Source organism: Vibrio sp. 1F279, from assembly GCF_041439815.1.
Taxonomy (GTDB): Bacteria; Pseudomonadota; Gammaproteobacteria; order Enterobacterales; family Vibrionaceae; genus Vibrio; species Vibrio tasmaniensis_A.
Genome location: NZ_JBGOOU010000008.1, coordinates 64,281 through 84,400, shown reverse-complemented (window position 1 = coordinate 84,400; position 20,120 = coordinate 64,281). Strand labels below are relative to the sequence as shown.

The following is a 20,120-nucleotide window of genomic DNA, read 5'->3' as shown; positions in this document are numbered from 1 at the left end:
TCATCTGAAGCCACTGTAAACGGATTGTTATACCGACACCATACGACTTAGGTCTAATAGACTGGAGGTGATTCGAATATGGTCTCGTAATCAAATGTTGCAATTTAATGCTTAACCTTGTTTTCTTAATCTAAGACTATATGTATAAGTAAGTATAAGTCTTCAAGGTTGGAATAAATTGCTGTCTGCCTTGTCTATAATAATAAGTTTTATAAAAACAGCTTTCATGCGGAGATAAGTAATGAAGCGAGTAATGTTGTTCCTTGCAACCAACCTAGCGGTTGTATTGGTACTAAGTGTTGTTCTTAATATTGTATACGCAGTTACAGGTATGCAACCTGGTAGCCTATCAGGCTTATTGGTGATGGCTGCAGTATTTGGCTTTGGTGGCTCATTCATTTCATTGATGATGTCAAAGAAAATGGCGCTACGATCGGTAGGCGGTATGGTCATTGAAAGTCCACGTAACGAAACCGAACATTGGTTGATGGAGACAGTAAGCCGTCAGTCTCAACAAGTTGGTATTGGTATGCCAACAGTGGCGATTTACGATTCGCCAGACATCAACGCGTTTGCGACGGGCGCTAAGCGTAATGATTCATTAGTAGCAGTCTCTACGGGTCTGTTACACAACATGACGCGTGATGAAGCTGAAGCGGTGTTAGCGCATGAAGTGAGTCACATCGCGAACGGTGATATGGTGACCATGACGCTAATGCAGGGCGTGGTGAACACGTTCGTTATCTTCCTATCTCGTTTCATCGCCAACATTGTTGCGTCGAATGACAACGAAGAAGAGGGTGGCAGCAACATGATGGTGTACTTTGGTGTGTCTATGGTGTTGGAATTGGTATTTGGTTTCTTAGCAAGCTTCATTACGATGTGGTACAGCCGTCATCGTGAATTCCATGCCGATGCAGGTGCTGCGCACTTAGTAGGTAAAGAGAAGATGATAGCAGCGCTAGAACGTCTAAAGGTGAGCCATGAGCCACAACTAGAAGGTTCTATGATGGCATTTGGTATCAACGGCAAGAAATCGCTTACTGAGCTTCTGATGAGCCACCCACCACTAGACAAGCGTATTGCATCTCTACGTAACATGTAATCGCTACGTAATTCTCAGTCGCTAGTCGACAAGAGACCTTTGAAAGGCTTCCTTCGGGAGGCCTTTTTTGATCTTGGTGTTCAAGACAGTAAGTCTCCGAGGGATATGTGTCTGGTGATAGAGGGTTACTAGTGATGAAGCGTTGCGATATTTATTGGTTGATATCGCACGGACTGACATGTGTAGGGTAATAAGTAGGGAGTGCTTAGTGTTCTTTTGATGACAGCGCGTACTAAGCACACTTTCTTCCGCTCAACAAAAAGGCTTCCACATGGGAAGCCTTAGTCTATTCTGTGATTCGAAATTCGAATCTTACAGCTTGTCAGTTAGCTCGATTGCTTGACCGATGTAGTTCGCTGGAGTCATCTCTTTCAGACGAACTTTCTCGTCTGCAGGGATTTCAAGGCCGTCGATGAATGCACGCATGCCTTCGCCATCTACACGTTTACCACGAGTTAGCTCTTTTAGCTTCTCGTATGGCTTCTCGATGCCGTAACGGCGCATTACTGTTTGTACTGGTTCTGCTAGTACTTCCCAGTTCTTGTCTAGTTCAGCAAGTAGCGCTTCACGGTTAACTTCTAGCTTGCTAATACCTTTCAGAGTTGAAGTGTATGCAATGATAGCGTAGCCAACACCAACACCTAGGTTACGAAGAACCGTAGAGTCAGTAAGGTCACGCTGCCAGCGAGAAACTGGAAGCTTTTGTGCAAGGTGGCTGAATACTGCGTTTGCTAGACCAAGGTTGCCTTCAGAGTTTTCGAAGTCAATTGGGTTAACTTTATGCGGCATTGTAGAAGAACCGATTTCGCCAGCAATAGTCTTCTGCTTGAAGTGACCAAGAGCGATGTAGCCCCAAACGTCACGGTCGAAGTCTAGAAGGATAGTGTTGAAACGTGCAACTGCATCAAAAAGCTCAGCGATGTAATCGTGAGGTTCGATTTGAGTTGTGTACGGGTTCCAAGTTACGCCAAGAGATTCAGTGATGAACTCTTCGCTGAACTGGTGCCATTCAACTTCTGGGTATGCAGAAAGGTGTGCGTTGTAGTTACCTACAGCACCGTTGATTTTCGCTAGGATCTCAACGTTTTCGATTTGCTTGTATTGACGTTCCATACGGTACGCAACGTTAGCCATCTCTTTACCCATAGTAGAAGGAGAAGCAGGCTGACCGTGTGTACGAGACAGTAATGGAATGTCACGGTACTCGTTCGCAAGCGCTTTGATAGCATCAATTACGTTACGGATTTCTGGAAGAATCACTGTGTCACGAGCTTCTTTAAGCATAAGCGCGTGAGATGTGTTGTTGATGTCTTCAGAAGTACATGCAAAGTGAATAAATTCGTTTACAGCGTGAAGTTCAGGAACGCCAGCAACTTTCTCTTTCAAGAAGTACTCAACCGCTTTAACGTCGTGGTTAGTCGTGCGCTCGATCTCTTTGATACGTAGAGCATCTTCTTCACTGAAGTTAGCAGCTAGTTCATCAAGAAACTGGTTAGCTTCTGCACTGAACGCTGGTACTTCTTTGATTGCATCTGTAGCTGCAAGCTTTTGTAACCAACGAACTTCAACGATAGAGCGGTACTTTAGTAGGCCAAACTCACTAAAGATGCTGCGTAATGCAACAGTCTTGCTTCCGTAACGGCCGTCTACTGGTGAAACAGCAGTCAATGCTGACAGTTCCATGGTGTTCTCCTGAATTGAATTTTCTAAATTTTGAGAGGTTTATACCAGTAACAATCTCAATTGTCACGCATATTGCGCAATCGTTTGCGTGAGAGTTGTGTTGGTACAAAAAACAAGCTCGCGACGAGGCGCGAGCTAATAAATCACATGCGAGCTAGCAGGATTTGAGCCTGCTCGATCATCTTCTTGCGACCGAAGATAAGGTGGCGACGTTTACCGCCAACTTGACGCCATAACACAGCGCTTCGAATTCCTGATAACAGCAGGGCACGAACCTTATGCTGGCTCGACGTCTGTTGAAGTACAGCTGGCGTACCAGAAACCTGAATACGCGGGCCGATAGGGCTCACAACATCAAGGTAGATACTGGCTAGGTTGCTGATCATTTGCTCGCCAAACAGATCAAAGTGTTCAGTTTGACGTTCTGCAGTTTGAATACGATCGCCAAGCTGAGACATAGAGTCGTTACGAGAAGATAGCTTACGCTCAAGTGCCATCAAGCTGATGATGTAGCGAGTAATATCGCTACCAGCGGGAGTACTATCGATACCTTTTACTAAGCACTCAAGGCCAAGCTTTAGGTTCGCTTCACGTCCAAAGACACCCACGGTGTTCGCTGGATTGGTATTTAAAATGGCACTGAGTGAAGCTTCGAAGGCATCTTTATCACAATGGCCGTCTTTCGCTACTTGTTGAACCAAAGCCACAGCTTGGCAAATTCCAGCGAAAGCAATAGTACGGTCATAAAGTGTATTAGCCACGTAGTAACTCCTAGTTGTCTTCTATTGTTTGTCGTTCGATTATTGGTTAGATGCGCTTTTCAATGATACCACCACCAAGACATACGTTGTCTAGGTAGAACACTGCTGATTGACCTGGGGTCACCGCAATTTGTGGTTCGTCAAAAATAACCTTAATGTTCTCATCATCAATTGGGATGATTGTACAAGGAATATCGGTCTGACGGTAACGTGTTTTTACCGTGCACGTCATAACTTCAGTAATTGGTGTGCGATTAACCCAATGAAGCTGAGAAGCGATCAAACCTTCTGATTTTAAAAGAGGGTGGTCTTTACCTTGTACCGCGATCAGAACATTACGTTTAAGATCTTTTTCACCAACAAACCATGGTTCTTCATTACCGCCGCCACCTTTGGTGCCACCGATATGCAGGCCTTTACGTTGGCCTAGTGTGTGGTACATCAAGCCTTGGTGTTGCCCAATAACTTGGCCTTCTGGTGTCTCGATGTTTCCCGGTTGAGCGGGTAGGTATTTGCCTAAGAACTCAGTGAACTTGCGCTCACCAATAAAGCAGATGCCTGTTGAATCTTTCTTTTTCGCAGTGATCAAGTCTTGCTCTTCAGCAATACGTCGTACTTCTGGCTTCTCTAATTCACCCACAGGGAATAGGCTGCGTGCCACTTGATCTGAGCTTAGCGTATAAAGGAAATAACTTTGGTCTTTATTGCCGTCTAGGCCGCGTAGCATTTCTGGCTTCGCACCAGCGTCTAGCTCTTCTTGTGTTGGGAAAGTACGACGAACATAGTGACCCATCGCGATGTAGTCTGCGTCTAATACTTCATCCGCAAACTCTAAGAATGCTTTGAATTTGATTTCTTTGTTACAAAGGATATCTGGGTTCGGTGTACGACCCGCTTTGTATTCTTCCAGAAAGTACTCGAATACATTATCCCAGTACTCTGCTGCAAAGTTGATAGTGTGAAGGTGGATACCTAACTTGTCACATACCGCTTGAGCATCAGCAAGGTCTTCAGCTGCCGTGCAGTATTCTTCGTTATCGTCTTCTTCCCAGTTTTTCATGAAAAGGCCTTCTACCTGATAGCCTTGTTGCTGAAGAAGATACGCCGATACTGACGAATCTACACCGCCGGACATACCGACAATTACTTTCTTTTCGCTGTTTCCAGAGCTGATATCTGACATGTCTAAACACCGTTACTATTACTTGGTCGCAGATTCTAACAGAAAGAGAAACACCGTGACAGATCCGAGACCGGAATCACAGTTTCATTTGCACAAATAATGCGCTGACTTCGTTAGAGAATCGCATGAACGCGAGGAGACTCGCTAGGATGTCAGATCTATATGTGGCATAGTCGCTCAAAATCCAAGAGCTGAGATAAAAAATGTCTGAACAAAATGAGTTTATGCAAGAAGAACAGTTGATCGAGATTATCGAGAACCAACTTGAAGATGGACAACCAGTAAAAGTTAAAGAGACGCTAATGCGTTTAATGATGACAGGTACACCTCGTGAAGAGGCAATTGCAGCGATGGCATGTGCACTGGCAATTGAAGTATTTGATGTAATGAAAAACGGCGCAGAGTTTAATCAGAAACGTTACGCCGAGCATTTGGGCATGCTGCCTGATCTTAGCTTTATGGAAGGCGAATAAAAAAATAGCCTAGCAAACGTTTGCTATAGTTTGAAAGATTGCCGCGTTAAATATAGCGCGGTAGAATCCGCCACCTATTTCCCCTTGACTTAGACTAGCCCTATGAAATTCCCTGGACAACGTAAATCAAAGCACTATTTTCCGGTTCACGCTCGTGACCCTTTAGTAAGCCAAGCTCAAACGAGCAAAAGAATGTCACGTACCCATATTATCGGTATTGACCAAACTTTGGTGGATATTGAAGCAAAGGTGAGTTCTGAGCTAATCGAGAAATATGGCTTAAGTAAGGGACACTCTTTGGTTATTGGTGATGAAGCTGCTGAATCTTTGTATCAAGAATTAAAAGAACAGTGCCTGATCACTAATGAATACGCAGGTGGCACGATCGGTAACACATTACACAATTACTCAGTATTGGCGGATGACCGTTCAACACTGTTAGGTGTAATGAGCCAAGATATTAAAATTGGTAGCTACGGTTACCGCTATTTATGTAATACATCAAGCAGAATGGATCTGAACCATTTACAAGGGGTAGATGGCGCAATTGGTCGCTGCTTTGCATTAATTACAGAAGATGGTGAACGTACTTTCGCAATTAGCGAAGGACAAATGAACCAATTAAAACCAGAAAGCATCCCTGAGAAAATTTTCAAAAGTGCTTCTGCTTTAGTATTAACGGCGTATTTAGTTCGTTGTAAACCAGGTGACCCTATGCCTGAAGCAACAATGAAAGCTATTGAGTACGCGAAGAAATACGATGTACCTGTTGTTTTAACGCTTGGTACTAAATTCGTTATTCAAGATGATCCAGAGTTTTGGAAAGATTTCCTTGAACAACATGTAACCGTTGTTGCAATGAACGAAGACGAGGCTGAAGCATTAACTGGTGAAAGCGATCCTCTAGCTGCTTCAGACAAAGCACTAGATTGGGTAGACTTAGTTCTATGTACAGCAGGCCCTGTGGGCTTGTTTATGGCGGGTTACACAGAAGATGCAGTGAAGCGTGAAACATCATTACCGTTGTTACCAGGCTCGATTGCTGAATTTAACCGTTATGAGTTTAGTCGTCCCGCACATAAAGATTTATGTGAAAATCCAACGAAAATCTATTCGCATATCGCACCTTACATGGGCGGCCCAGAAAAGATTAAGAATACTAATGGTGCCGGTGATGCTGCGTTGTCTGCTCTATTACATGATATGGCCGCTAATAAGTACCATAAAGAAAATGTGCCTAACTCAAGTAAGCATCAGCATTCATTCTTGACGTATTCTTCTTTCTCACAAGTTTGTAAATATTCAAACCGCGCAAGTTATGAAGTATTAGTTCAGCACTCGCCACGATTATCTCGAGGCCTTCCTGAAAGAGAAGATAGTCTAGAAGAAGCGTACTGGGAAAGATAAGGCATTTTTTTGATTTATATTTCTAATAGTGAAATATAAAAAAGGCTCCGAAAGGAGCCTTTTTTGTTTCTGAATATATTGAAGCCGTAAATAATACTTTAGTCGACTTAAATATTAATTCTATTGCTTAGTGGGTTATTGATTATTCACTTAGCAAACTCGATGCCTTAAAGAGCAAACTCTTCTAGAGATTTACCAGCATCTAGTTGTTCTTGGATAGCTGAAGGCGTACGGCCTTGACCTGTCCAAGTTTTCTCGTCGCCATTCGCGTCTACGTATTTGTATTTCGCAGGGCGAGGAGCACGTTTAGATTTTGTTGTTTTAGATTTTGCTTCACCAGAAAGTGCAGCAATAAGATCGGCAACATCGATTCCGTCTTTTGCAATTTGTTCTGCGATAGCAGAAAGTTTAGCTTCTTGCTCTGCTTTTGCTGCGCGTTCTTCAGCTTCAGACTCTTGACGTTCTTGTACAACAATAGTCAGCTTGTCTAGCGCTTCTTCAAGTTGCTCAAGAGTTAATTCACGTGAGAACGCACGAAGGCTACGGATATTTAATAGAGTTTTTGTTAATTCAGACATGATATTTCCCATCAAGGTAAACTAAATAATCCTCCTAATAATAAACAGAGCCTAAGAATAAAACAAATAGTATTTCTTCTATTAGTTATTTAAATAAGAAAATGAGACGAGTGTTTTAAGATGAAAAGATAGACTTCTAATGAACTTATAATAACTATTAAGAATATCTTAAAAAAAACAGGTGATATCTGATATGTGTTAAGTGGAGTAATCCGTAAAAGTTGACTATTCTTCTATTGATTACTTCATTAACAAAAAGCTTATTTTTCTCGGAATGATATGTTGCATTGTTGCTCTTGATGGGTACAATTGCGGCTACCTGATGCGGTGCTTTGGTTAATCTGTTGTTAAACTCTGGTTTACACGGTTAATAATGTTACCGCACGTAGAGGTGCAATTATAAAGAGTAGTTTTCGTTGGGGTGATGCCAATGAACGGGAATGAAAGGTGTAATTGCCGAAGTAAATTGTATATCTAAGCAATTTGCTGGGGTTGTGCTCAATAGGTACAACACTGCCATAGTCTTAATTTTAAACTATGGAGCGCTACTGTAGGGTTGGGTGAAGTGTTCACTTCCCTTTCGCTTAGTTCAACATGAGCTTGATAAGCCGTATCAAGTTTATCTGCAGTAGATCTCTAGCCAAATAAAAAACTGGTTTTTGAAGATCATGAATTTAATAGATTTTGCAACATCGCCTTTATCGCTGCTTCCTCCCTTGGTTGCCTTGACTCTTGCTATTGTTACCCGTCGTGTATTAGTTTCCTTGGGTGTCGGTATCGTCATGGGTGCGATTCTACTTGCTGACTACTCAGTAGGTAACGCAGCTAGTTACGTCTTTACTAAAGTCTCTGGTGTTTTCATCGAAGATGGTGGTATTAACACTTGGAACATGAGCATCGTTGCTTTCCTAATTATCCTTGGAATGACAACGGCATTATTAACACTGTCTGGCGGTACTCGCGCATTCGCTGAGTGGGCACAGTCTCGTGTTAAGAGCAAACGTGGTTCAAAACTACTTGCTGCCTTCTTAGGCGTATTCATCTTTGTTGATGATTACTTCAACAGCTTAGCGGTAGGTGCCATCTCTCGCCCTGTAACTGACCGCTTCTACGTATCTCGCGCTAAGCTAGCTTATATCCTAGATTCAACTGCTGCTCCTATGTGTGTGATCATGCCGGCTTCTAGCTGGGGTGCTTACATCATCACTATCATTGGTGGCATCTTAGTGACACACGGTGTGACAGAGTATTCTGCACTGGGTGCTTACGTTCGCCTTATCCCAATGAACTTCTACGCTGTGTTCGCACTATTAATGGTGTTTGCTGTTGCGTGGTTTGGTTTAGATGTTGGCAAAATGCGCGAGCATGAGATTGAAGCCTCTCAAGGCCGTGGTTTTGAAGGTGATAATGATCAAAAGCAAGCGCACGATCTAAACGAAGAGCTAGATATTCAAGAGAGCGAAAACGGTTCTGTTTCTGATCTCGTTATGCCAATCGTAGCGTTAATCGTCGCGACGGTTGCAGCAATGCTTTACACCGGTGGCCAAGCGCTTACTGCTGATGGTCAAGCATTCAACTTACTTGGTGCATTTGAAAATACAGATGTAGGTAAGTCTCTGGTTTACGGTGGTGTTATTGGTTTACTCGTTGCGCTAGCAACGGTATTCAAACAGAAACTGCCTATGGCTGATATCACAAGAACAATGTGGATTGGTGCAAGCTCAATGTTTGGCGCTATCCTTATCCTTGTATTTGCATGGACGATTGGTTCTGTTATTGGCGACATGAAAACAGGTTCGTACCTATCCTCTCTAGCAACAGGTAACATCGATTACCACTGGCTACCGGTTATCTTGTTCCTTCTTGCTGGCCTAATGGCGTTCTCGACAGGTACATCTTGGGGTACGTTCGGTATCATGTTACCGATTGCGGGCGACATGGCTGCTGCCTCTGACATCGCGCTAATTCTTCCTATGCTAAGTGCGGTTCTTGCGGGTTCTGTATTTGGTGATCACTGTTCTCCAATCTCGGATACAACGATTCTGTCTTCTACAGGTGCGCGTTGTAACCACATTGACCACGTATCGACTCAGCTCCCTTATGCGCTGTCTGTGGCGTTCGTATCGTGTATTGGTTTTATCACCCTAGGAATGACATCATCAACTGGCATTGCATTTGGCGCAGCGTCTCTAACGTTTGTTGCGGTATGTTTTGCATTGGCTTATTTCTCTCGTTGCAAGATAGCAACGTGTAAAAGCTAATCATCATTTGATTGAATAATGAGAAGGGAGGCGTTTGCCTCCCTTTTTTTGTGCTCGTTAATTTAATTTTAAATTTCGTGAAAAAAGTTCGAATAAATGGTTGAAAAAGGGTGTCAGCTTAGTTAGTGTGGAGACAAGACAGCAAACAACCTAAGAGCTGATAAGTATGCGTAAATTAGTAATGAACATTCATCACCATCATCACCCTATCTAGTCTTTCGGGGAGATTTACGTATACCCGGGAGCAAGAATTCTCCCGGAGGTTAAGTCAAAGAATTTAGATTTAAACCCTCGGGACGACAAAGTCTTCCGAGGGTTTTTTAGTTTTAGCACTTTAAATAATCAATAAATTCAAATATTTGCACAGGGATATAGCAATGCAGACACAACGCCTAAGAATCGCAATTCAAAAGAAAGGTCGCTTAAGTAAAGAGTGCCAAGACCTACTTAAAAAATGTGGTGTGAAATTTAACATCATGGGTGAGCGCTTAGTTGTTCATTCACTAAATATGCCAATCGACTTGTTACTCGTTCGTGATGACGACATCCCAGGTCTTATCATGGATGGTGTGGTTGACCTTGGTTTTATCGGTGAGAATGAACTAGAAGAAGTTCGCCTAGACCGTGTCGCTCTAAAGGAGCCTTCAGAGTTTCGTACACTACGTCGCTTAGACTTTGGTGGTTGCCGCCTTTCTATCGCTATCAACAAAGATGAAGAATACAACGGCCCACAAGATCTAGCGGGCAAACGTATTGCGACTACTTACCCACAACTACTAAAAGCCTACATGGACGAGCAGGGTGTTGAATTCAGCGCTTGTATGCTAACTGGCTCAGTTGAAGTTGCCCCTCGCGCAGGTCTAGCAGACGCTATCGCAGATTTAGTTTCTACAGGTGCAACGCTAGAAGCAAACGGTCTAAAGGAAGCCGAGGCTATCTTCCAATCTAAAGCAACACTGATTCAACGTGTTGGTGATTTTGATGCAGACAAAACGGCATTGATTGAAAAACTACTGACTCGTATGCAGGGTGTTCAACAAGCGAAAGAGTCGAAGTACATCATGCTTCACGCACCAACGTCTCAGCTCGAGCAAATCAAAGCACTACTGCCTGGGGCTGAAGATCCTACGGTTCTTCCTCTATCAACAGACAAAGACAAAGTTGCAGTTCACCTCGTAAGTACAGAGAACTTGTTCTGGGAAACTATGGAACAGCTGAAAGAGTTGGGTGCAAGCTCGATTCTAGTATTACCAATCGAAAAAATGATGGGGTAGTGACGATGAGAACCGTTGTTTGGCAATCTTTAAGTGAATCACAGCAAGACTCGGTATTAGAGCGTCCAGCTATTACTGAAGGTGCAAACATCACAGCGACTGTTTCTGATGTTATTGCAAAAGTACGAAATGAAGGCGATGCCGCACTTAAGGAACTGACTGAAAAGTTCGATGGCGTGACTCCAGAATCTATCCGAGTTAGTTCAGGTGAGATCGAAGAGGCATGTGCTCGTCTAACACCAGAGATGAAGCAAGCGTTGGAGCAAGCTTACAGCAACATTGCTAAGTTTCACGAAGCTCAAAAGCCACAGCCAATTAAGGTTGAAACACAGCCTGGTGTTATGTGTGAGCAGGTGACGCGCGCGATTAATACTGTTGGACTTTATATTCCGGGTGGCAGCGCGCCACTTCCGTCAACGGTTCTTATGTTAGGTGTACCTGCTCAAATTGCGGGTTGCCGTAAGGTTGTGCTTTGCTCACCTCCGCCAATTGCTGATGAAATCTTGTATGTCGCTAATCTTTGTAAAATCGATGAGGTTTACAATGTTGGTGGTGGTCAAGCCGTTGCTGCCATGGCTTACGGGACCGAGAGCGTGGCTAAGGTTGATAAGATCTTCGGCCCAGGTAACGCTTACGTAACGGAAGCTAAACGCCAAGTAAGTAACGACTTCCGTGGCGCTGCGATTGATATGCCTGCTGGCCCGTCTGAAGTGTTAGTGATTGCAGACGAAACTGCGGATGCTGACTTCATTGCTGCTGATCTACTGAGCCAAGCTGAACACGGGCCAGATTCACAGGTTGTATTAGTAACACCATCACCAGTTATTGCCGACCAAGTAACCGATGCGGTTCAGAAGCAATTGAAAGAGCTGTCTCGTGCGAACATCGCTCAGCAAGCATTGGCTTCAAGTCTAATCATCATTGCTGAATCGATCACTCAAGCGATTGCGATTTCGAATTTCTATGGTCCTGAGCACTTGATTGTTCAGACCAAGAGTCCACGAGAATTACTGCCGTTACTAGACAATGCTGGTTCAATCTTCTTGGGTGACTGGTCTCCAGAATCTGCAGGTGACTACGCATCAGGCACAAACCACGTTCTTCCGACTTACGGCTATACCAAGACTTATTCAAGCCTAGGTTTGGCGGATTTCTCTAAGCGTATGACGGTACAAGAGTTAACAGCTGATGGCTTACAAGGCCTAGCGCCAACGGTAGTCACAATGGCGGAAGCCGAAGGTTTGGACGCACACAAACGTGCGGTGACCATCCGAGTTGAAAAATTAAATCGATTTGAACAGCTAAATAAAGCGAAATAAGGGTAGGGCATGGAAAAGTTAGCAAGAAAACAAGTTCAGGCTCTAACACCTTACTTGTCTGCAAGACGCATTGGTGGCAGCGGAGATGTATGGTTGAACGCCAACGAATCTCCGTTTGATAACGAGTACACCTTAAATCTGACTCGACTTAATCGCTACAGCGAGTGTCAGCCTAAAGAGCTAATCGATGCTTACGCTCAATATGCGGGTGTTGCACCAGAGCAAACGTTGACTACTCGTGGTGCTGACGAAGGCATTGAACTACTGATTCGTGCTTTCTGTGAGCCGAACGAAGACGCTATTCTTTACTGCCCACCCACTTACGGTATGTACGCAATCAGTGCAGAGACGATTGGTGTTGAGCGTAAAGTGGTGCCTCTGACTTCTGAATGGCAATTGGATCTTCCTGCTATTGAAGCTCAACTTGACAACGTAAAAGTGGTGTTTGTTTGTAGTCCAAATAACCCAACCGGTAACTTAGTTAACCGTAAAGACATCGTTAAACTGCTTGAAATGACACAAGACAAAGCGATTGTGGTGATGGATGAAGCGTATATCGATTTCTGCCCTGAAGCATCAACGGTGGATTTGCTTGCTCAGTATCCGAATCTAGCGATTCTTCGAACTCTCTCGAAAGCATTTGCTTTGGCGGGTTTACGTTGTGGCTTTACGCTAGCGAACAAAGAGCTTATCGATGTATTGTTAAAGGTGATTGCTCCTTATCCAGTGCCAATCCCTGTTGCTGACATTGCCGTTCAAGCACTTTCAGAGCAAGGACTAGCGCGTGCTAAGTTCCAAGTTCTGGATTTAAGTGCTAACCGAGCGTATTTACAAGCAGGTCTATTAGGCATGCCTCAAGTGACGGTATTTGATGGTTGGGGTAACTACCTACTGGTTAAATTCCCGAACGGCGATGAGTTATTTAAAGCGGCTTGGGATACGGGCATCATTTTGCGTAATTCACCAATTGAAGACTGTGTTCGTATTAGTATTGGTAATCGCGAAGAGTGCGAAAAGACACTTGGATTCATTCGTAACTTTTATCAGTAACGAAAGGCTTACCAGTAATAACATTTGCCAGTTTTAGTGGATTAATTGCAGGCTGGCAAGTGAAACCAATATTTTGGGTTAGCGTTGATTTTAGCTAGGCCAGCAGATTTAAAATTAAAAGGAAGTTCAAGTGAGTAAACAACAGAAAATACTTTTTATAGACCGTGACGGCACCTTAATTGTTGAGCCGCCAGTTGACTTTCAAGTAGACCGTTTAGACAAACTAAAATTCGAACCGTTAGTGATCCCTAGCCTACTTGCACTGCAAGATGCAGGTTATCGCTTAGTGATGGTGACTAACCAAGATGGTCTAGGCACAGATAGCTACCCGCAAGAAGAGTTCGATGCTCCACACAATATGATGATGGAGTTCTTTGAGTCTCAGGGCGTTAAGTTTGATGATGTTCTAATCTGCCCTCACTTTGATGAAGACAACTGCTCTTGCCGCAAGCCTAAGCTGGGTATGGTTAAAGAATACCTACAGGGCGGTAAAGTTGACTTCCAAAAGTCAGTCGTGATTGGCGATCGAATGACGGATCTTCAACTTGCTGAGAACATGGCAATTCGTGGTATCCAATACGGACCAGATGCGCAAACTGAAGGCACGCTTAACTGGCCACAAATCGTTAAAGATCTGACGGTTAATGCGCGCATTGCTGAAGTGGTTCGTACCACTAAAGAAACGGATATCAAGGTGGCAGTAAACCTTGATGAAACCGGTGGTAATAAGATCGACACAGGCATGGGCTTCTTCGATCACATGCTTGATCAAATTGCGACACATGGCGGTTTCCAAATGAACCTGACTGTGAAGGGCGATCTACACATTGATGATCACCACACAGTAGAAGATACCGCTCTTGCTTTAGGCCAAGCATTGAAAGATGCATTAGGCGACAAACGTGGTATTGGCCGCTTTGGTTTCAGCCTGCCAATGGATGAGTGTTTGGCTCAGTGTGCGCTAGACCTTTCTGGCCGTCCATACCTGAAGTTCGATGCTAAATTCAGCCGCGAGCAAGTGGGTGATCTTTCAACAGAGATGGTGGTTCACTTCTTCCGTTCTCTAACCGATACATTGGCTTGTACGCTACACCTTTCTTCTGACGGTAATAATGATCACCACATCATTGAGAGCCTATTCAAAGCGTTTGGCCGTACTCTTCGCCAAGCAATCAAAGTTGAAGGTAACGAGTTACCAAGCAGCAAAGGCGTTCTGTAAGGCTAACGTTAGCAAGGAAAAACAATGAAAGATCAAAAAGTCGTTATTATTGATACTGGTTGTGCCAATGTTTCCTCGGTGAAGTTTGCGATTGAACGTCTAGGCTACGCAGTTGAAATTTCAAAAGAACCAGAAGTTGTTCTTGCTGCCGATAAGCTATTCCTACCCGGTGTAGGTACAGCAAGTGAGGCAATGAAGAACCTGCAAGAACGTGACCTTGTTGCCCTTGTGAAGCAAGTAGAGAAGCCTCTGCTAGGTATCTGTTTAGGTATGCAGCTATTAGGCAAACTGTCTCAAGAGAAAGGCCAAAAGGCTGACGAGTTAGTTGAATGCCTAGGTTTGTGTGATGGTGAAGTTCGTTTACTTGAAACGGGCGACTTGCCGTTACCACACATGGGTTGGAACACCGTCACGGCAACACCTAACCACCCTCTATTTAAAGACATTGAAGAAGGCGAATACTTCTACTTTGTTCACAGCTTCGCAATGCCCGTGGGTGACTACACCATCGCACAATGTGATTACGGTAAGCCATTCACAGCAGCGCTTCAAAGTGGCAATTATTATGGTGTTCAGTTCCACCCAGAGCGATCTTCGAAAGCTGGTTCTAAGCTGATTCAGAACTTCTTGGAATTGTAATAAGGATTAGGCAGCGGCTAATGTTGCTATATAAGGAATGTAAATGATTATTCCCGCGTTAGATTTAATTGAAGGCCAAGTAGTTCGCTTATTCCAAGGAGACTACGGGCAAGTAACAGAATACAAAGTAGACCCAGCAGAGCAGTTTAACTTGTACCACCAAGCTGGCGCAGGTTGGCTTCACCTTGTTGACTTAACGGGTGCAAAAGACACAACGGCTCGTCAGTTAGACTTGATTGCTAAGCTACTGGCTAGCACGCCTGCAAACATCCAGATTGGTGGTGGCGTGCGTAGCGAGCAAGATGTTGTTGATCTGCTAGAAGCTGGCGCACAACGCGTTGTAGTTGGTTCTACAGCTGTTAAGCAACCTGAGTTGGTGAAAGGTTGGATGGAGAAGTACGGCGCTGAAAAAATAGTGCTGGCTCTGGATATTAACATCGATGAAAGCGGCACACGTAAAGTGGCGATTTCAGGTTGGCAAGAAGATTCAGGCGTGACTATTGAAGCGCTGATTGAAGACTACCTCACGGTTGGTCTTAAACACGTTCTGTGTACCGATATTTCACGTGATGGCACGCTAGAAGGATCAAACGTAGAGCTCTATGTTGATCTTTGTAAGCAGTACCCACAAGTGCAATTCCAATCATCGGGCGGCATTGGTAGCCTAGCTGATATCGAAGCGCTTAAAGGCAGCGGTGTTGCTGGTGTGATTGTGGGTCGTGCGCTACTTGATGGCAAGTTTACCGCAGAGGAGGCATTTGCATGTTGGCAAAGCGAATAATCCCTTGTTTGGATGTCCGTGATGGACAGGTGGTTAAGGGCGTTCAGTTTCGTAACCACGAAATTATTGGTGATATCGTTCCGTTAGCACAACGTTATGCGGAAGAGGGCGCCGATGAACTGGTATTTTATGACATCACCGCATCAAGCGATGGTCGTGTGGTTGATAAGAGCTGGGTAAAACGCGTAGCAGAAGTAATTGATATCCCTTTCTGTGTAGCTGGTGGTATTAAATCAGCAGAAGATGCAGCGCGCATTCTTGAGTTTGGTGCGGATAAAGTATCAATCAATTCACCGGCACTGGCTAATCCACAATTGATCACTGACCTTGCTGATAAGTTCGGCGTGCAGTGTATCGTTGTCGGCATCGATTCATACTTCGATAAAGAAACCGGTAAATATCAGGTTTACCAATTCACTGGCGATGAAGCGCGTACTAAAGCGACCAAGTGGGAAACCAAAGATTGGGTGCAGGAAGTACAGAAGCGTGGCGCCGGTGAGATCGTGTTAAACATGATGAACCAAGATGGTGTTCGTAACGGCTATGATATCGAACAGTTAAACATGGTACGTGAAGTGTGCAATGTACCCTTGATTGCTTCTGGTGGCGCAGGTGCAATGGAGCACTTTGCTGAAGCCTATAAAAAAACCAACGTGGACGGAGCGCTAGCAGCTTCGGTATTCCACAAGCAAGTCATCAATATTGGTGAACTTAAACAGTATTTAAAACAACAAGATGTAGAGGTGCGACTATGAGTTTTGAAACCGCAAGCTTATCAAAAACAGAAGTAGGCGCATTGTCAGAGCGTATTAATTGGGAAAAAGTCGATGGCTTAGTGCCAGCGATTGTTCAAGATTACCAGTCAAGCCAAGTGCTAATGATGGGATACATGAACCCAGCAGCACTTGAGAAAACAGGTGAAACTGGCAATGTGACGTTTTTCTCTCGCACCAAAGAGCGACTTTGGATGAAAGGTGAAACGTCAGGCAACGTATTGCAACTGCACAACATCGCTTTGGACTGTGACAGCGACACCTTACTGGTTAAGGTTAATCCCATTGGCCCAACATGCCACACAGGTACAACAACGTGTTGGGATGGAGACAAGCAAGAAGAGTCTCAGATGGTGTGGCTTCATCAGCTTGAGCAGCTATTGGCTGCCCGCAAGGACACCGATCCTGAATCTTCTTATACTGCCAGTCTATATGCCCGTGGCACCAAGCGTATTTCGCAAAAAGTGGGCGAAGAAGGCGTTGAAGTCGCGCTTGCGGCGACGTCGGGCGATAAGGCGGAATTAGTGTGTGAATCAGCAGATTTGATTTACCACTTGATGGTTCTTCTTCAAGACCAAGGCTTATCGATGAACGATGTGGTGAACAAATTAAAAGAGCGCCATAAGTAAGCTCTCTTTAAATTAATAGAACCGCGTAAAAGACAGAAAAAAGCCCCGCAAACAAACATGTTTACGGGGCTTTTTAATTGTTTAATTTTCAAGATTTCAAGATTTCAAGATTTCAAGATTTCAAGATTTCAAGATTTCAAGCTTTCAAGCTTTTTAAGCTCTACGTCACTTTTCTAACCTCTGACTTTACGTCCTTCCGAGGAGCCTAAGCGACATCAGGAATCTCTGATCTTAATCTGACTTCTTAGTCGAACGAGTTACCCGCAGCACTTCTTGTATTTCTTACCACTGCCACAAATACACGGATCATTACGGCCGATTTTAAAGCTCTCAACGGTTTGATTTAAGCGTGGGTCAATTTCTGGTTGTGTAGTTTGTTCCTGCTCTGGGAAGGTACCATCAATGTAGTACCAAAGGCCGTCTTCACGTATAAAGCGAGAGCGTTCTTGCATGCAGTATTGTGCGCCTTCTTCATTGAAGTAAGCTTTAAACTCAACAAAGCCTTCGTCTTGGTGCGAGCCTACCGTAGTATCGATGACTTCTAGTCCTGCCCAATCACTGTTGATAGATTCGGCAATACCTTCTCTTTGCGCTTCTGCGTTGCAGCTAGGGTGGTAAGTCGCAACAACATAGTCAACCAAACCCAACACGTGCGCTGAATAACGAGAGCGCATCAACTGTTCAGGCGTTTCAACAGCACTGTGGTGAAGGTGCGCTGATTCACAGCACTGTTGGTAAGAATTTTTGCTACCGCATGGGCATAAAGACATGGTCAAATCCTGTAAAAATGGCCTCTGTAAGAGGCCATAAATGAATGTGTTGGAGTTTATCAAGAAACGACTGCTCACCAAAGCTGAGTTTCGATTGAAGTTGCTGTGTGACGTGAACTATTTCAAAGTAGGAGACAGCAGGTCTTGGGCCCAAGAAGTTGCTTCGTCATAAGCTTGACCTAGCTCTGCTTCGTTGAGTTTGAGTAGTTTACGAATGCGCGTTGCTTCATCCCAGCGAGCTTGTTCATAAGCTATGACCATCGCCAAAATGGCACCTAATACGCCTTTACGTTGAATCAAGGCTTGTTTAATCTCATCATCGATCGGCACCGAGTCCAGTACTTTTACTAACGGCAGATCGAATAGGGAGTCGAGCAGCGAGAACATGCCAGTTAAAAAGGCTTGCCCGGGCTCAACCTTAACGTTCATTTTCTCGACCAACAGTTCACATTGGCGCGCGCGTATCACGGCTAAACCATAAAGTGAGTCTGGTTTATCTTCTTTCGCGGATGCGATAGCAACCAGTGACACTAGCTTACGTAGTTTTTGTTCACCAAGATAAACAAGCGCTTGGTGGAATGAACGAATCGGTGTTGATGAGCCACCAGCGGAGTTTACGTAAGAGAGCAGCTTATACGACATAGTCATATCAAGGGTAATCAAACGCTCTACTTCGGCAAAGTTGATAGGATCGTTGGCAATCTCTTTCAACAGTTGAACAATGGTTAAAAAAGCAGGGTTTAATGCGCGAGTTTGGATCATCTCCGGCTTACTGAAAAAGTAGCCTTGAAAGTAGTTAAACCCGGCTTGGATTGCTTCTTGGTATTCTTCGTGAGTTTCTACTTTCTCCGCTAGAAACTCGATATTCAAGTCTTTCAGAGTGTTCATGAACATCGCAGCTTTAGCGATTGAGATCAAACGTATGTCGAATTTGATAATTGATACGTAAGGTAAGAAGCGTTTCCATGCTTTGCTAGGCACAAAATCATCTAACGCGATCGTGTAACCCGCATCATAAATTGTGATGATGGCTTCTAGCAGTTCGTCTGTTGGCTCACAGTCTTCCAGTACCTCGACAACTAAGCTCTCTTTCGGAAATAGAGTCGGGACTAGGTTAACCAAGCTTGCATATGGAAAATTAACGAATCCAAGCTTATCGCCCAATGTATTATAGTGGGTAGATAAGAAGTGGTCGGAAAGCAAACGGCTAGTAGCGAGCTCCGGCTCTACTTCAGGGAAAGTGTTCTTAGGACCATCCCTAAATAGCAACTCGTAACCTATGGTCTTCTTGTCTGCATCGAGTATTGGTTGACGCGCTACGTATGAATATTTCAACTTGGTACTGTGTTCGGTTTATTTTTGATAGACAAATAATAGCTAATTCAGGAGAAATTACCATATACAAGTGAAGAAAATCTGACCGATGATAATAATAAAAGTGAAAGTTTAAGCGTGATGCTAAAAGCGATTGCTAAACTCGCGATTCTGTAGTTCAAAACTTTGCGGAGTGAACACCAGAACTGATCCTTGGGTATACCAATCACCCAATACGATACGGGTTTTAGTGCAATTGTTAGCACTGAAGGAGTGTATGTCTGGACGGTGAGTATGACCGTGGATCATCAAATCGACGTTGTGTTGTTTCATCACATTTTCGACTTCTTGCTGTGTTACATCCATGATGTCGAGTGACTTTGTCTGCTTATCATCTTTGATATCAGACTGAACCTTGGAGACAATTTTCTTTTTGATAAAAAATGGAATTCTATTAAAGACCCATTGTAACCAGGGCTGATGAACTTTTTCACGAAAGGCGAGGTACTTTATATCTTCGGTACACAGAGTATCACCATGCAATACCACTGCTTTTTGTCCGTAGATATCGATAGTAGAAACTTCATCTAGAAGCTGTACGCCTGTTTGTTTCGCAAATTTTTTGCCAACTAAAAAGTCGCGATTGCCTTGTGTGAAATAACAAGGTACGCCAGTGTTAACTAAGTCTATAAACGTTTGGCGAATTGAATTCGCGAACTCGCTTGTATCGTCGTCACCAATCCAGAATTCGAAAAGATCACCCAACACGTAGAGTGCATCCGCTTCTACGGCCTCGTTCTTCATGAAGGTTAAGAAGCAGTCTGTGATGTCTTGTCGCGACGGAGCAAGGTGTAGATCTGATATAAAATATGTTTTCATAGGTCTAAAAAAAGGGAGCGAT

General features: G+C 44.0%; 19 protein-coding genes, 1 riboswitch and 1 other annotated feature. Of the genes, 12 read left to right on the top strand and 7 right to left on the bottom strand.

Annotated features, from left to right (window positions below):
• Positions 1–241: 241 nt before the first annotated feature.
• Positions 242–1,105 (top strand): protease HtpX, encoded by an 864-nt coding sequence (gene htpX / locus ACED60_RS08420; RefSeq protein ID WP_017098153.1) that lies wholly within the window; start codon positions 242–244, stop codon positions 1,103–1,105.
• Positions 1,106–1,417: 312 nt separating this feature from the next.
• On the opposite strand, the gene purB is transcribed toward htpX, so the two are convergent.
• From purB to mnmA, 3 genes are all read right to left on the bottom strand, one after another.
• Positions 1,418–2,788, bottom strand: a complete 1,371-nt coding sequence (purB, locus tag ACED60_RS08415) for an adenylosuccinate lyase (protein WP_009848814.1) — start codon at positions 2,786–2,788, stop codon at positions 1,418–1,420.
• 143 nt (positions 2,789–2,931) lie between these two features.
• Positions 2,932–3,549: a high frequency lysogenization protein HflD gene (gene hflD, locus ACED60_RS08410; protein ID WP_371727309.1), complete on the bottom strand. Its 618-nt coding sequence runs from the start codon at positions 3,547–3,549 to the stop codon at positions 2,932–2,934.
• A gap of 46 nt (positions 3,550–3,595) precedes the next feature.
• A complete protein-coding gene (mnmA, locus tag ACED60_RS08405; RefSeq protein WP_009848812.1) occupies positions 3,596–4,732 on the bottom strand; it encodes a tRNA 2-thiouridine(34) synthase MnmA in 1,137 nt (378 codons plus the stop codon).
• A 203-nt stretch (positions 4,733–4,935) separates the two neighbouring features.
• Here mnmA and ACED60_RS08400 point away from each other — a divergent pair, with 203 nt between their 5' ends.
• On the top strand, positions 4,936–5,205 hold the full coding sequence (locus tag ACED60_RS08400) for a hypothetical protein (protein ID WP_004734567.1): 270 nt from the start codon (positions 4,936–4,938) through the stop codon (positions 5,203–5,205).
• Between the two features lie 102 nt (positions 5,206–5,307).
• Positions 5,308–6,612 (top strand): inosine/guanosine kinase, encoded by a 1,305-nt coding sequence (locus tag ACED60_RS08395; protein WP_009848810.1) that lies wholly within the window; start codon positions 5,308–5,310, stop codon positions 6,610–6,612.
• Between the two features lie 167 nt (positions 6,613–6,779).
• Here ACED60_RS08395 and ACED60_RS08390 read toward each other — a convergent pair whose 3' ends face one another.
• Positions 6,780–7,190 carry an H-NS family nucleoid-associated regulatory protein gene (locus ACED60_RS08390; RefSeq protein ID WP_012604381.1) on the bottom strand — a complete coding sequence of 137 codons (411 nt, stop codon included), beginning with the start codon at positions 7,188–7,190 and terminating at the stop codon, positions 6,780–6,782.
• Between the two features lie 378 nt (positions 7,191–7,568).
• A riboswitch (Lysine riboswitch) is annotated at positions 7,569–7,746 on the top strand.
• 112 nt (positions 7,747–7,858) lie between these two features.
• Between ACED60_RS08390 and ACED60_RS08385 the strand changes: the two genes are divergently transcribed.
• The 9 genes from ACED60_RS08385 to hisIE all read left to right on the top strand — a co-directional run bounded on the left by ACED60_RS08385 (position 7,859) and on the right by hisIE (position 17,135).
• A complete protein-coding gene (locus tag ACED60_RS08385; RefSeq protein ID WP_029223134.1) occupies positions 7,859–9,451 on the top strand; it encodes a Na+/H+ antiporter NhaC family protein in 1,593 nt (530 codons plus the stop codon).
• Positions 9,452–9,640: 189 nt separating this feature from the next.
• Positions 9,641–9,776 (top strand) — a sequence feature (His leader region).
• A 52-nt stretch (positions 9,777–9,828) separates the two neighbouring features.
• The gene (gene hisG / locus ACED60_RS08380) at positions 9,829–10,725 is read left to right on the top strand and encodes an ATP phosphoribosyltransferase (RefSeq protein WP_029223133.1); all 897 of its coding nucleotides are present in this window, start codon (positions 9,829–9,831) and stop codon (positions 10,723–10,725) included.
• Positions 10,725–12,044 carry a histidinol dehydrogenase gene (hisD, locus tag ACED60_RS08375; protein WP_135381590.1) on the top strand — a complete coding sequence of 440 codons (1,320 nt, stop codon included), beginning with the start codon at positions 10,725–10,727 and terminating at the stop codon, positions 12,042–12,044. Before hisG ends, hisD begins: the two co-directional genes overlap by 1 nt.
• A 9-nt stretch (positions 12,045–12,053) precedes the next feature.
• Positions 12,054–13,094, top strand: a complete 1,041-nt coding sequence (gene hisC, locus ACED60_RS08370) for a histidinol-phosphate transaminase (RefSeq protein WP_017098158.1) — start codon at positions 12,054–12,056, stop codon at positions 13,092–13,094.
• A 130-nt stretch (positions 13,095–13,224) separates the two neighbouring features.
• Entirely contained in the window at positions 13,225–14,313 is a 1,089-nt protein-coding gene (gene hisB / locus ACED60_RS08365; RefSeq protein ID WP_065679885.1) for a bifunctional histidinol-phosphatase/imidazoleglycerol-phosphate dehydratase HisB, read from the top strand.
• A 24-nt stretch (positions 14,314–14,337) separates the two neighbouring features.
• Positions 14,338–14,952 (top strand): imidazole glycerol phosphate synthase subunit HisH, encoded by a 615-nt coding sequence (gene hisH / locus ACED60_RS08360; RefSeq protein ID WP_371727308.1) that lies wholly within the window; start codon positions 14,338–14,340, stop codon positions 14,950–14,952.
• 43 nt (positions 14,953–14,995) lie between these two features.
• The gene (hisA, locus tag ACED60_RS08355) at positions 14,996–15,733 is read left to right on the top strand and encodes a 1-(5-phosphoribosyl)-5-[(5-phosphoribosylamino)methylideneamino]imidazole-4-carboxamide isomerase (protein ID WP_371727307.1); all 738 of its coding nucleotides are present in this window, start codon (positions 14,996–14,998) and stop codon (positions 15,731–15,733) included.
• Positions 15,715–16,488, top strand: coding sequence for an imidazole glycerol phosphate synthase subunit HisF (gene hisF, locus ACED60_RS08350; RefSeq protein WP_017630683.1), 774 nt, complete (start codon positions 15,715–15,717; stop codon positions 16,486–16,488). The genes hisA and hisF overlap by 19 nt, the downstream gene beginning before the upstream one ends.
• On the top strand, positions 16,485–17,135 hold the full coding sequence (gene hisIE / locus ACED60_RS08345) for a bifunctional phosphoribosyl-AMP cyclohydrolase/phosphoribosyl-ATP diphosphatase HisIE (protein ID WP_371727306.1): 651 nt from the start codon (positions 16,485–16,487) through the stop codon (positions 17,133–17,135). The genes hisF and hisIE overlap by 4 nt, the downstream gene beginning before the upstream one ends.
• Before the next feature lie 257 nt (positions 17,136–17,392).
• Here the strand turns inward: hisIE and ACED60_RS08340 are convergent, their stop codons facing one another.
• The 3 genes from ACED60_RS08340 to lpxH all read right to left on the bottom strand — a co-directional run bounded on the left by ACED60_RS08340 (position 17,393) and on the right by lpxH (position 20,098).
• Positions 17,393–17,905 (bottom strand): YchJ family protein, encoded by a 513-nt coding sequence (locus ACED60_RS08340; RefSeq protein WP_371727305.1) that lies wholly within the window; start codon positions 17,903–17,905, stop codon positions 17,393–17,395.
• 117 nt (positions 17,906–18,022) lie between these two features.
• Complete coding sequence (locus tag ACED60_RS08335) at positions 18,023–19,240, bottom strand: EAL and HDOD domain-containing protein (protein WP_017098162.1); 1,218 nt, start codon at positions 19,238–19,240, stop codon at positions 18,023–18,025.
• A gap of 123 nt (positions 19,241–19,363) precedes the next feature.
• Positions 19,364–20,098 carry a UDP-2,3-diacylglucosamine diphosphatase gene (gene lpxH / locus ACED60_RS08330; protein WP_017098163.1) on the bottom strand — a complete coding sequence of 245 codons (735 nt, stop codon included), beginning with the start codon at positions 20,096–20,098 and terminating at the stop codon, positions 19,364–19,366.
• Positions 20,099–20,120 lie beyond the last annotated feature (22 nt).

What these genes read in the sequence shown, in the direction of transcription:
- ACED60_RS08385 (WP_029223134.1), top strand. Translation starts at nt 7,859, where the DNA reads ATGAATTTAATAGATTTTGCAACATCGCCTTTATCGCTGCTTCCTCCC.
- ACED60_RS08390 (WP_012604381.1), bottom strand. Translation starts at nt 7,190, where the DNA reads ATGTCTGAATTAACAAAAACTCTATTAAATATCCGTAGCCTTCGTGCG.
- hisC (WP_017098158.1), top strand. Translation starts at nt 12,054, where the DNA reads ATGGAAAAGTTAGCAAGAAAACAAGTTCAGGCTCTAACACCTTACTTG.
- ACED60_RS08400 (WP_004734567.1), top strand. Translation starts at nt 4,936, where the DNA reads ATGTCTGAACAAAATGAGTTTATGCAAGAAGAACAGTTGATCGAGATT.
- hisG (WP_029223133.1), top strand. Translation starts at nt 9,829, where the DNA reads ATGCAGACACAACGCCTAAGAATCGCAATTCAAAAGAAAGGTCGCTTA.
- ACED60_RS08340 (WP_371727305.1), bottom strand. Translation starts at nt 17,905, where the DNA reads ATGTCTTTATGCCCATGCGGTAGCAAAAATTCTTACCAACAGTGCTGT.
- hisF (WP_017630683.1), top strand. Translation starts at nt 15,715, where the DNA reads ATGTTGGCAAAGCGAATAATCCCTTGTTTGGATGTCCGTGATGGACAG.
- ACED60_RS08395 (WP_009848810.1), top strand. Translation starts at nt 5,308, where the DNA reads ATGAAATTCCCTGGACAACGTAAATCAAAGCACTATTTTCCGGTTCAC.
- hisA (WP_371727307.1), top strand. Translation starts at nt 14,996, where the DNA reads ATGATTATTCCCGCGTTAGATTTAATTGAAGGCCAAGTAGTTCGCTTA.
- mnmA (WP_009848812.1), bottom strand. Translation starts at nt 4,732, where the DNA reads ATGTCAGATATCAGCTCTGGAAACAGCGAAAAGAAAGTAATTGTCGGT.
- purB (WP_009848814.1), bottom strand. Translation starts at nt 2,788, where the DNA reads ATGGAACTGTCAGCATTGACTGCTGTTTCACCAGTAGACGGCCGTTAC.
- htpX (WP_017098153.1), top strand. Translation starts at nt 242, where the DNA reads ATGAAGCGAGTAATGTTGTTCCTTGCAACCAACCTAGCGGTTGTATTG.
- hisH (WP_371727308.1), top strand. Translation starts at nt 14,338, where the DNA reads ATGAAAGATCAAAAAGTCGTTATTATTGATACTGGTTGTGCCAATGTT.
- lpxH (WP_017098163.1), bottom strand. Translation starts at nt 20,098, where the DNA reads ATGAAAACATATTTTATATCAGATCTACACCTTGCTCCGTCGCGACAA.
- hisIE (WP_371727306.1), top strand. Translation starts at nt 16,485, where the DNA reads ATGAGTTTTGAAACCGCAAGCTTATCAAAAACAGAAGTAGGCGCATTG.